Annotated in this window: 13 protein-coding genes; 12 read left to right on the top strand and 1 reads right to left on the bottom strand. The window is 61.4% G+C overall.

The features are described from left to right. Positions 1–52 precede the first annotated feature (52 nt). Complete coding sequence (locus tag IAE38_RS19055) at positions 53–631, bottom strand: Maf family protein (RefSeq protein WP_201218701.1); 579 nt, start codon at positions 629–631, stop codon at positions 53–55. A 95-nt stretch (positions 632–726) separates the two neighbouring features. Here IAE38_RS19055 and IAE38_RS19060 point away from each other — a divergent pair, with 95 nt between their 5' ends. The 12 genes from IAE38_RS19060 (at position 727) to IAE38_RS19115 (ending at position 10,622) form a co-directional block, all read left to right on the top strand. Further along, positions 727–1,254, top strand: coding sequence for a YceD family protein (locus IAE38_RS19060; RefSeq protein WP_080667849.1), 528 nt, complete (start codon positions 727–729; stop codon positions 1,252–1,254). Between the two features lie 13 nt (positions 1,255–1,267). Next, a complete protein-coding gene (rpmF, locus tag IAE38_RS19065; RefSeq protein ID WP_028633625.1) occupies positions 1,268–1,450 on the top strand; it encodes a 50S ribosomal protein L32 in 183 nt (60 codons plus the stop codon). 3 nt (positions 1,451–1,453) lie between these two features. Then, complete coding sequence (gene plsX, locus IAE38_RS19070; RefSeq protein WP_201218702.1) at positions 1,454–2,464, top strand: phosphate acyltransferase PlsX; 1,011 nt, start codon at positions 1,454–1,456, stop codon at positions 2,462–2,464. Between the two features lie 150 nt (positions 2,465–2,614). Then, positions 2,615–3,553, top strand: coding sequence for an ACP S-malonyltransferase (gene fabD / locus IAE38_RS19075; RefSeq protein ID WP_201164183.1), 939 nt, complete (start codon positions 2,615–2,617; stop codon positions 3,551–3,553). 15 nt (positions 3,554–3,568) lie between these two features. Then, positions 3,569–4,309, top strand: coding sequence for a 3-oxoacyl-ACP reductase FabG (gene fabG / locus IAE38_RS19080; RefSeq protein WP_201218703.1), 741 nt, complete (start codon positions 3,569–3,571; stop codon positions 4,307–4,309). Positions 4,310–4,511: 202 nt separating this feature from the next. Next, positions 4,512–4,748 (top strand): acyl carrier protein, encoded by a 237-nt coding sequence (acpP, locus tag IAE38_RS19085; protein ID WP_201164181.1) that lies wholly within the window; start codon positions 4,512–4,514, stop codon positions 4,746–4,748. A gap of 190 nt (positions 4,749–4,938) precedes the next feature. Further along, positions 4,939–6,183, top strand: coding sequence for a beta-ketoacyl-ACP synthase II (gene fabF / locus IAE38_RS19090; protein ID WP_028633630.1), 1,245 nt, complete (start codon positions 4,939–4,941; stop codon positions 6,181–6,183). After that, on the top strand, positions 6,183–6,998 hold the full coding sequence (pabC, locus tag IAE38_RS19095; protein ID WP_201218704.1) for an aminodeoxychorismate lyase: 816 nt from the start codon (positions 6,183–6,185) through the stop codon (positions 6,996–6,998). Before fabF ends, pabC begins: the two co-directional genes overlap by 1 nt. A 4-nt stretch (positions 6,999–7,002) precedes the next feature. Continuing rightward, positions 7,003–8,190, top strand: a complete 1,188-nt coding sequence (gene mltG / locus IAE38_RS19100) for an endolytic transglycosylase MltG (RefSeq protein WP_201164179.1) — start codon at positions 7,003–7,005, stop codon at positions 8,188–8,190. 9 nt (positions 8,191–8,199) lie between these two features. Then, the gene (tmk, locus tag IAE38_RS19105) at positions 8,200–8,832 is read left to right on the top strand and encodes a dTMP kinase (RefSeq protein WP_201164178.1); all 633 of its coding nucleotides are present in this window, start codon (positions 8,200–8,202) and stop codon (positions 8,830–8,832) included. Then, positions 8,825–9,811: a DNA polymerase III subunit delta' gene (locus IAE38_RS19110; protein WP_201218705.1), complete on the top strand. Its 987-nt coding sequence runs from the start codon at positions 8,825–8,827 to the stop codon at positions 9,809–9,811. The genes tmk and IAE38_RS19110 overlap by 8 nt, the downstream gene beginning before the upstream one ends. A gap of 28 nt (positions 9,812–9,839) precedes the next feature. Beyond that, on the top strand, positions 9,840–10,622 hold the full coding sequence (locus tag IAE38_RS19115) for a TatD family hydrolase (RefSeq protein WP_201164176.1): 783 nt from the start codon (positions 9,840–9,842) through the stop codon (positions 10,620–10,622). The last annotated feature ends 143 nt before the right edge of the window (positions 10,623–10,765 follow it).

Consider the following 10,765-nt stretch of genomic DNA (forward strand, 5'->3'; position numbering starts at 1 on the left):
GCGCTGCTCGCACGGCGTTCAACCTCACAGGCGCCAAAAAACTCAAGGCAGCCTACGGCACTACCACCCCTTCCTCGGTCAGCATATCCACCAGCCGAATCAGCGGCAGCCCGATCAGGCTGGTCGCATCGCACCCGTGAGTGCTTTGGAACAAGCTCACCCCAAGGCCCTCCGCCTTGAAGCTCCCGGCGCAATCGAGTGGCTGTTCCGCTGCGACATAGCGCTCCACTCGCTCCCTGCTCAATTCGCGCAGCGTTACCGTAAACGGCACGCAGTCCACCTGGCAGTGCCCGGTCACGCTATTGAGCACTGCCAGCCCGGTGAGAAAGCTCACCTGCTGCCCGCTGCACGCCAGCAGTTGCTCGCAAGCCCGTTCGAAGGTGTGTGGCTTGCCCAGCACCTGCTCGCCCAGTACTGCAACCTGGTCTGAGCCAATGATCAGGTGTGCGGGGTGGCTGCCTGCCAATGCTTCGGCCTTTTGCCTGGCCAGCCGGCGCACCAGTTCCACGGCGGGTTCGTTATCCCGTTGTTGCTCGTCTATATCGGGGCTTGCCCAGGTGAACGGGAGGTGCAGGCGTGCCAGTAATTCGCGGCGATAGGCAGAGCTGGACGCCAGTAACAGAGGAAGCATGGTAGACTCCTGAATCGGTTGAACAAATTCTATCACGCACGATGCCGCCAATTTCCTTTGACAGGGGCGGGGGGCATCCCTAGAATGCTGCGCCTATGTTGAATGACCCGATTCCACCTCACGTTGACCCGCGCAAATTAGCCGATCGTGGTGTAACCCTTACCGGTTCACTGCAACTCGCTGATTTGGAAAGACTCTGCGACCCGCTTTCCGACAATGTCGGTACGGTGCAGGCGAAGTTCGATTTTGAACGAGATGAACAGCACGTGGTGGTTATCCACAGTGCGCTGGACGTCGAAGTCAAGATGGTTTGCCAGCGTTGTCTTGAGCTGGTCACCCTGCCGATCCATAGCGAATGTACGTACGCTGTGGTGAAGGAGGGTGCGAATACCCAGTCGTTGCCGAAAGGCTATGACGTGCTGGAACTGGGCGAAGATCCTTTGGATCTGCAGGCGTTGGTTGAGGAAGAGCTTTTGCTCGCCTTGCCCATCGTGCCTGCTCATCATCCGGAAGAATGCCAGCAGCCGGCGGGCGCAGACGAGCCCGATTCGAGCAAGGACGAGGTATCGCGGTCCAACCCGTTCAGTGTTTTGGCGCAGTTAAAGCGTGACCCAAACGTTTAGGAGTTAATCAATTATGGCTGTTCAGCAGAACAAAAAATCCCGCTCTGCCCGTGACATGCGTCGTTCGCACGATGCCCTGTCGGAAAACGCACTGTCGGTAGAGAAGTCCACCGGTGAAGTCCACCTGCGCCACCACGTTTCGCCAGAAGGCGTATACCGTGGTCGCAAAGTGGTCGACAAGGGCGCTGACGAGTAATCCTTGTCCGCTCAGATCATCGCGATCGACGCAATGGGCGGGGACTTCGGTCCCCGCAGCATTGTCCAGGCTAGCATTGCCTGCCTTTCTGCAACCCCCTCGCTGCACCTGACCCTTGTCGGTCAACCCTCTCTCCTGGAAGAACTCATCAGTGGCATCTCGGCTACCGATCGCTTGCGCCTTCAAATTGCGCCTGCCAGCGAGGTGGTCGGCATGGATGAGCGTCCATCCCAGGTGTTGCGTGGCAAACCAGACTCATCGATGCGTGTGGCGCTCGAACTGGTCCGCGATGGCAAGGCGCAAGCGTGCGTCAGTGCAGGCAATACCGGGGCGTTGATGGCGTTGTCCCGGTTCGTGCTCAAGACGTTGCCAGGTATTGATCGCCCGGCGATGGTGGCGGCGCTGCCTACGCGTACCGGGTTCTGTCAGTTGCTCGACCTGGGTGCCAACGTTGACTGCACCGCCGAGCATCTCTATCAGTTTGCCGTCATGGGTTCGGTTGCCGCCCAGGTGCAAGGCGTGCAGCGCCCGCGGGTTGGCTTGTTGAACGTGGGTACCGAAGACATCAAGGGCAACCAGCAGGTCAAACTGGCTGCCAGCCTGTTGCAGAACGCCCGCGGGCTTAACTACGTGGGCTTCGTCGAAGGCGACGGGTTGTACCAGGGTGTCGCTGATGTGGTGGTATGCGATGGCTTTGTTGGCAACATCTTGCTCAAGTCCAGCGAAGGGCTGGCGAGCATGATTGGCGAACGCGTCGAGCAGGTGTTCCGGCGCGGCATGTTGTCGCGTCTGGCCGGCTTGGTGGCCATGCCACTGCTCAAGCGCTTGCAGGCAGACCTGGCGCCTGCGCGCCACAACGGTGCCAGTTTCCTGGGCTTGCAGGGCATCGTCATCAAGAGCCACGGCTCGGCAGGTGTACAGGGGTTGCAGAGCGCCATCGAGCGGGCGTTGATCGAGATCCGGCAAGACCTGCCGCAGCGGCTGCATGGGCGCCTGGAGGATTTGCTGCTGTAGCCTCGACCCAGCGAAGGCCTTAGGCATATCGACGATGAAATGCTTAAATGTGACCGCTTGGTCTGTATTTCCATCCAAGTTTTCAGATTCTGCGCCGGGCTCAAGGCCTGTCGCACCCTATCCGACGACAAGATCATAAGGGCTTGTTCAATGTCTGCATCTCTCGCATTCGTCTTTCCCGGTCAAGGTTCCCAGTCGCTGGGCATGCTCGCCGAGCTCGGCGCCGAGAAGCCGGTGATCATCGAAACCTTCAAGGAAGCGTCCGAAGCACTGGGCTATGACTTGTGGAAGCTGGTTCAGGAAGGCCCGGAAGAGCAACTTAACCAGACCGACAAGACTCAGCCGGCCATCCTCGCCGCGTCTATCGCGCTGTGGCGCCTGTGGCTGGAAGAGGGGGGGGCCAAGCCGGCGTTCGTCTCTGGCCACAGCCTGGGTGAGTACAGCGCCCTGGTAGCGGCTGGCAGTATCACCTTGAAAGACGCCGTCCGCCTGGTCGAGCGCCGCGGCCAACTGATGCAGGAAGCCGTGCCTGCCGGGCACGGTGCCATGGCAGCCATTCTGGGGCTGGATGATGCCGTGGTGGTGCAGCTTTGTGCTGAGGCGGCCGAGGATGAAGTGGTCAGTGCTGTCAACTTCAACTCCCCGGGCCAGGTTGTCATTGCTGGCAACAAGGCCGCCGTGGATCGTGCCATGGAACTGTGCAAGGCCAAAGGTGCCAAGCGTGCTTTGCCGCTGGCCGTGAGCGTGCCTTCCCACTGTGCCTTGATGAAGCCTGCTGCCGAGCGCTTTGCCGAGGCGGTCAATGCCATCGACTGGCAAGCGCCGCAGATCCCCGTGGTGCAGAACGTCACTGCCGCCGTTGCGCCAGGCCTCGATGCCCTGAAGCAGGACCTGCTGGCACAGTTGTATCAGCCCGTGCGCTGGGTCGAGTGCGTACAGGCGTTGGCTGCCAATGGCGCGGTCAACCTGGTCGAGTGCGGCCCTGGCAAGGTGCTGGCTGGGCTTAACAAGCGTTGCGCCGACGGCGTGAGCACTTACAACCTCAATACCCCCGACGCCGTCGCCGCCGCCCGCGCGGCGCTGGCCTGAACTGGAGAAACTTGCATGAGCCTGCAAGGTAAAGTTGCACTGGTCACTGGTGCCAGCCGTGGCATCGGCCAAGCGATTGCCCTCGAACTGGGCCGCCAGGGTGCCATCGTGATTGGCACCGCTACATCGGCCTCCGGTGCCGAGCGTATTGCCGCCACCCTCAAAGAGCACGGCGTGGCCGGTACCGGCATGGAGCTGAACGTGACCAGCGCAGAGTCCGTCGAAAGCGTGCTGGCCGCCATTGGCGAGCAGTTCGGGGCGCCCGCGATCCTGGTCAACAATGCTGGCATCACCCGGGACAACCTGATGCTGCGCATGAAGGACGACGAGTGGTTCGATGTGATCGACACCAACCTCAACAGCCTGTACCGCCTGTCCAAGGGCGTGTTGCGTGGTATGACCAAGGCCCGTTGGGGCCGTATCATCAGCATCGGCTCGGTGGTCGGCGCCATGGGTAACGCCGGGCAGGCCAACTACGCTGCTGCCAAGGCTGGCCTGGAAGGTTTCAGCCGCGCCCTGGCGCGTGAAGTGGGTTCGCGGGGCATTACCGTCAATTCGGTAACCCCGGGCTTCATCGATACAGACATGACGCGCGAGCTTCCAGAGGCGCAGCGTCAGGCCCTGCAGACCCAGATTCCGCTGGGCCGCCTGGGGCAGGCAGACGAAATCGCCAAGGTGGTTTCGTTCCTGGCGTCGGAAGGTGCAGCCTATGTGACCGGTGCTACCGTGCCGGTCAACGGCGGCATGTACATGTAATATCGCAACTCAATGTGACGGATTCGGTAAAAAAAGAGTCATACTGCGAGCCTAAAATCCGTTATAAAGCTGCAATCAGATTCCGGGCAGCGGGTGCGGTGCTGAAGGGAGAGGCGCGTTTAGCTTGAAAAGCAGGCGTTCTTCTATAAAATTAGCCACCGGCCAGCTGCCCGACATATATCCATTAGGAGTAAACCTAGGTATGAGCAAGATCGAAGAACGCGTCAAGAAAATCGTCGCCGAGCAACTGGGCGTCAAGGAAGAAGAAGTGACTAACGAGAAGTCCTTCGTCGATGACCTGGGTGCCGATTCTCTTGACACCGTTGAGCTGGTGATGGCTCTGGAAGAGGAATTCGAGACCGAAATCCCTGACGAAGAAGCCGAGAAGATCACTACCGTTCAAGCTGCTATCGACTACGTCAACGCCCACCAGGCCTAAGACGCTGCAGTCGACGCTTCTTGTCGGGAAAAACCGCACTGCCTTTGCCGGCGTGCGGTTTTTTCTTTGCAAGCGTCCCGTTTCAAACGATGGGGTGTCCGGCCCCGGGCATCGAGAGCTTGTTGCCATTTCATTTCCATTGCGTTGAATGCAATGGCAAGAAACTCTGTCATTAGAAAAGGAGAGTACTGTGTCGCGTAGACGCGTCGTGGTCACCGGTATGGGCATGCTGTCGCCACTGGGTACCGATGTACCGAGCACATGGCAGGGCATTCTGGCTGGCCGTAGTGGCATCGGTCCGATCGAACACACGGACCTTTCTGCCTACTCCACCCGTTTTGGCGGCTCGGTCAAGGGCTTCGAGGTCGAGCAATACCTGTCGGCCAAAGAGGCCCGTAAGCTTGACCTGTTCATCCAGTACGGCCTGGCCGCAGGCTTCCAGGCCGTGCGCAATGCCGGCCTTGAAGTGACCGACGCCAACCGTGAGCGCATTGGCGTTGCCATGGGTTCTGGTATTGGCGGGCTGACCAACATCGAAGAAACCAGCCGCACGCTGCACGATTCCGGCCCACGGCGCATTTCGCCGTTCTTCGTGCCGGGCTCGATCATCAACATGATCTCGGGCTTCCTATCGATTCACCTGGGTTTACAGGGGCCGAACTACGCCATCGCCACCGCTTGCACCACCGGTACTCATTGCATCGGCATGGCGGCGCGCAACATTGCTTACGGTGAAGCGGATGTGATGATCGCCGGCGGTGCTGAAATGGCCGCCTGCGGCCTCGGTATGGGCGGTTTCGGCGCTTCGCGTGCGCTTTCTACGCGCAACGACGAGCCGAGCCGCGCGAGCCGCCCCTGGGACAAGGGCCGGGATGGCTTCGTACTGTCCGATGGCGCTGGCGCATTGGTGCTTGAGGAACTCGAGCACGCCCAGGCCCGTGGTGCCACCATCTACGCAGAGCTGGTGGGCTTTGGCATGAGTGGCGACGCCTACCACATGACCTCACCGCCTGAAACCGGCGAAGGCGCTGCGCGGTGCATGGCCAACGCCCTGCGCGATGCCGGTGTTGAGCCGCACGAGGTCAGCTACATCAATGCCCACGGCACCTCGACCCCGGCAGGCGACCTGGCCGAAGTGTCAGCGATCAAGCGTGTGTTTGGCGAGCATGCCTACAAACTGGCCGTGAGCTCGACCAAGTCAATGACGGGCCATCTGTTGGGTGCAGCAGGCGCGGTTGAAGCGATCTTCAGCGTGCTGGCCATCAACAGCCAGATGGCTCCGCCAACCATCAACCTCGACGAGCCGGACGAAGGGTGTGACCTGGACTTCGTGCCGCACCAGGCGCGCAGCATGCCGATCGACGTGGTGCTGTCCAACTCGTTCGGTTTTGGTGGCACCAATGGCTCCCTGGTGTTCCGCCGGTTTGCCGGCTGATGCACAGTTGGGTAGATGGCCAACCCCAGGCTGCGGTTAACCTGCAGAACCGGGGCCTGGCCTACGGCGATGGTGTGTTTGAAACCATCGCCGTGCGTCACGGCCGGCCCAGCCTGCTGGGCGAGCACATGGCGCGTTTGGCACTGGGGTGTCAACGCCTGTCCATTGTGGTGGATGTGGCACTGGTGGCCGATGAGCTTCAACGCTTTGCCAGCCAGCTAGGGGCAGGCGTCGCCAAACTGATCCTCACCCGTGGCGACAGCCAGCGTGGCTACGCGCCCGTGGCGGATGCGCCAGCCCGGCGTATCCTGCAAGCCAGCCCATTGCCGGCCTATCCCCAGTCCTATGGCGATCAGGGTGTGCGCCTTTTTCTCTGCAAGACGCGGCTTGGGGAACAACCCTTGCTGGCAGGCCTCAAACACCTCAACCGCCTGGAGCAGGTGCTGGCCCGTGCCGAGTGGCAGGGCAGTGAACATGCAGAAGGCCTGATGTGTGATGGGCATGACCGGATCATCGAAGGGGTCTATAGCAACCTGTTTCTGGTGCGCGACGGTACGCTGCTCACTGCTGACCTGCAGCGCTGCGGCGTGGCAGGGGTGATGCGCGCCGCGTTGTTGCAGCAGGCCCCATTGCTCGGCATCCCCTCACAAGTGCGTGACCTGCCGTACCATGAGCTTGAGCAAGCCGACGAAGTATTTGTTTGCAACAGCGTGTACGGCATATGGCCCGTGCGCAGTGCAGGCGAGCTAAACTGGTCGCCTGGCCCGCTCACGCGTAAATTGCAGGCTGTCGCCCGTACGTTACTGGAAACCTGAATTCGTGAGACGTAAATTCCTGCTGCTGCTGGAAATGGGCTTGATCATTGCCGGCCTTGCGCTTGGCTGGTCGGCCTGGAAGGTTCACGCTGTGCTGGACCAGCCCCTGCACGTGGAGCAGGAGCGCCTGCTGGACGTGCCCAACGGTGCTACCCCCAACCGCATGTTCTACCGCATGCAGCAGGAGGGCCTGCTGGATGACGCTCTATGGCTGCGCCTGTACTGGCGGTTCAACATGGCCGGCGTGCCGTTGCATACCGGGGAGTACCGGCTTACCCCAGGCATGACCGTGGAGCAGCTGTTCGATGCCTGGCGGCGCGGTGATGTGGTGCAGTACAACCTTACCTTGGTGGAGGGTTGGACATTCCGCCAGGTGCGCACAGCTGTCGCCAGGCACGAGAAGATCAAGCAGACCCTGGACGGGCTCTCGGATGCCGAGGTCATGGACAAGCTGGGTCACACCGGTGTGTTCCCTGAGGGGCGCTTCTTCCCCGATACCTACCGGTTCGTGCGCGGCATGACCGATGTCGAGCTGCTGCAGCAGGCCTACATGCGCCTGGAAGAAGTCCTGGCTAAAGAGTGGGCCGAGCGTACGCGTGACCTGCCATACCGTGACCCCTACCAGGCGCTGATCATGGCATCGCTGGTGGAAAAGGAAACCGGTATTCCCCAGGAGCGTGGGCAGATTGCCGGCGTGTTCGTGCGGCGTCTGCGCCTGGGCATGATGTTGCAGACCGACCCCACGGTAATCTACGGCATGGGCGAACGCTACAACGGCAGAATTACCCGTGCCGACCTGCGTGAGCCCACGCCCTACAACACTTATACCATCACAGGGCTGCCACCCACGCCCATCGCCATGGTGGGGCGTGAAGCCATCCATGCCGCGCTTAACCCGGCGGATGGCACCAGCCTGTATTTCGTTGCGCGTGGTGATGGCAGCCATGTGTTTTCCGATGATCTGGACGACCATAACTCGGCCGTGCGCGAGTTCCAGATAAAGCGGCGGGCGGACTACCGCTCCAGCCCCTCACCTCAGACAACCCAGCCGGGTGGCGAAGCCGCCGCCCAGCCTCAGGCAGACAGCACCGGCCAGCCCGCTGAGCCGTCGCCACCCGCTGAGCCAGCCGGTAATGGCAGCGCCAACGACGCGCCGGCCACCGCGCCGACGACGCCTGAAGTAAAACATTAAGGACTGCCCGTGACCGGCTTGTTTATTACTCTGGAAGGCCCCGAAGGCGCAGGTAAGAGCACCAACCGTGACTACCTCGCTGCGCGCCTGCGCGAGCAGGGGCTGGATGTGGTGTTGACCCGTGAGCCCGGCGGCACGCCATTGGCCGAAAAAGTCAGGGAGCTGCTGCTGGCCCCCAGTGACGAGGCGATGGCTGCCGACACCGAGCTCCTGCTGGTGTTCGCCGCCCGTGCCCAGCACCTGGCGCAGGTGATACGGCCAGCGCTGGCGCGGGGTGCGGTTGTACTGTGTGACCGCTTTACCGATGCCACCTACGCTTACCAAGGCGGTGGTCGCGGCTTGTCGGTTGGGCGTATTGCCACCCTCGAGCAGTTCGTGCAAGGGGACTTACGTCCTGATTTGACCCTGATCTTCGACTTGCCGGTCGAAGTTGGCTTGGCCCGAGCCGCGGCACGCGGCCGCCTGGACCGTTTCGAACAGGAAGGGCAGGCCTTCTTCGAAGCAGTGCGCCATGCTTATCTGCAACGGGCCGAGCGAGAGCCCCACCGTTATAGCCGTCTGGATGCCGCGCAGTCGCTTGACGCGGTCCAGCGGGCCATCGACGGGCTGGTGCCTGGTATCGTGGAACGCTGCCGTGGCTGATGGCTACCCTTGGCAACAGGCGCTGTGGGAGCAACTTGCCGGTCGCGCCCAGCACGCCCATGCTTACTTGCTGCACGGCCCGCAAGGCACCGGCAAACGGGCGTTGGCCGAGCGCCTGATGGCACGGTTGCTGTGTCAGCAGCCTCAGGGTAAGGAGGCGTGCGGCACCTGCAAGTCGTGCCATTTGCTCAAGGCCGGTAGCCACCCGGATAATTTCATCCTGGAGCCCGAAGAGCTCGACAAACCCATCAAGGTTGACCAGGTGCGCGAGTTGGTCGCCTTCGTGGTGCAGACGGCGCAACTGGGTGGTCGCAAGGTAGTCCTGATTGAGCCGGTCGAGGCCATGAACGTCAACGCCTCGAACGCCTTGCTCAAAAGCCTGGAGGAGCCCTCGGGCGATACCGTTCTGCTGCTGGTGACCCATCAACCGAGCCGTCTTCTGCCTACCATCAAAAGCCGTTGCCAGCAGGTGGCGTGCCCGCAGCCCAGCCAGGCCCAGAGCCAGGCTTGGCTGGCCGGAGCCTTGCCAGGCAGTGATGAAAGTGATCGCGCGGAGCTTTTGGCACTGGCCGCAGGTTCGCCACTGCTTGCAGTCAGCCTGCAGGCGCAGGGCGTTCGAGAACAGCGCGCGCTGGTTGCCGATGGGGTGAAGAAGTTGCTTAAACAGCAGGCTTCCCCCAGCCAACTGGCGGAGGCATGGACCGGCGTGCCGCTGCTGCTGTTGTTCGACTGGTTCTGCGATTGGGCGCACCTGATCTTGCGCTACCAATTGACCCAGGACGAGGACGGCCTAGGGTTGGCCGACATGCGCAAGGTGGTGCAATACCTGGCCCAGAAAAGTCGGCCGGCCAAGGTGCTTGAGGTTCAGACATGGACTTTGGAGCAGCGCCAAAAGGTGCTTGGCAAGGCCAACCTGAACCGTGTTCTGTTGCTCGAATCGCTGCTGGCCCACTGGTTGCAGTTACCAGGTGCCCGCTGATTTTCATTCATTTTTGTGTGCGTAGCCCATGCTAGTAGATTCCCATTGCCATCTGGATCGTCTGGACCTCACTGCTCACCAGGGCTCGCTCGATGCGGCGCTGGAGGCGGCACGTGGCCGGGGCGTAGGCCATTTTCTGTGCATCGGCGTGAGCGCCGAAAATGCCGGCGCGGTGAAAGCGCTCACTGAGCAGTACGCTGATGTGGACTGCTCGGTAGGCGTGCATCCACTGGACCTGGCGCCGGGCGAAACCCCTGCGCTTGAGTGGTTGCTGCATGAGTTGTCGCATCCTCATGTGGTGGCAATCGGTGAAACCGGGCTGGATTACCACTACGAGCCTGAAGCTGCCGAGCTTCAGCAGGCGTCTTTCCGCTTGCACCTGGAAGCCTCGCGGCAGACGGGCAAGCCGGTGATCGTGCATACCCGGGCGGCACGGGCTGATACGCTGACGCTTTTGCGCGAAGCAAGCCTGCCTCAGGCGGGCGTGCTGCACTGCTTTACTGAAGATTGGGAAATGGCCAAGGCAGCGCTGGACCTTGGCTATTACATCTCGTTGTCGGGCATCGTCACCTTCCGCAATGCCGAAGCGTTGCGGGAAGTGGCCAGGCAGGTGCCTGCTGATCGCCTTCTGGTGGAAACCGATGCGCCGTATCTCGCGCCAATTCCTCATCGTGGCAAACCGAACCTCCCGCAATATGTGCGTGAAGTTGCAGAGTATGTAGCTTCGCTGCGGGGTGCCAGTTACGAGCAGTTGGCCGAACAGACAACCACCAACTTCAAACGCCTGTTCCCACTGGCAAGGGTCGCCTGAAGCAGTCGATTAACTTTCGTTGCTGTTGCTGTTGCTGTTGCTGTTGCTTCTAAGTGCGCGATAGTCCAGGCAACACAGATTGCGACTTCAGGAGGCCGAGCGGAGGGCTTGCGGAGGGAGGTGACGGGCATGGATGCCCGTCA

It is taken from the genome of Pseudomonas sp. S32 (assembly GCF_016648095.1).
Taxonomy (GTDB): domain Bacteria; phylum Pseudomonadota; class Gammaproteobacteria; order Pseudomonadales; family Pseudomonadaceae; genus Aquipseudomonas; species Aquipseudomonas parafulva.

Coding starts and splice junctions, on each gene's coding strand:
- rpmF (WP_028633625.1), top strand. CDS start 1,268: ATGGCTGTTCAGCAGAACAAAAAATCCCGCTCTGCCCGTGACATGCGT.
- acpP (WP_201164181.1), top strand. CDS start 4,512: ATGAGCAAGATCGAAGAACGCGTCAAGAAAATCGTCGCCGAGCAACTG.
- IAE38_RS19115 (WP_201164176.1), top strand. CDS start 9,840: ATGCTAGTAGATTCCCATTGCCATCTGGATCGTCTGGACCTCACTGCT.
- pabC (WP_201218704.1), top strand. CDS start 6,183: ATGCACAGTTGGGTAGATGGCCAACCCCAGGCTGCGGTTAACCTGCAG.
- IAE38_RS19060 (WP_080667849.1), top strand. CDS start 727: ATGTTGAATGACCCGATTCCACCTCACGTTGACCCGCGCAAATTAGCC.
- IAE38_RS19055 (WP_201218701.1), bottom strand. CDS start 631: ATGCTTCCTCTGTTACTGGCGTCCAGCTCTGCCTATCGCCGCGAATTA.
- fabG (WP_201218703.1), top strand. CDS start 3,569: ATGAGCCTGCAAGGTAAAGTTGCACTGGTCACTGGTGCCAGCCGTGGC.
- fabD (WP_201164183.1), top strand. CDS start 2,615: ATGTCTGCATCTCTCGCATTCGTCTTTCCCGGTCAAGGTTCCCAGTCG.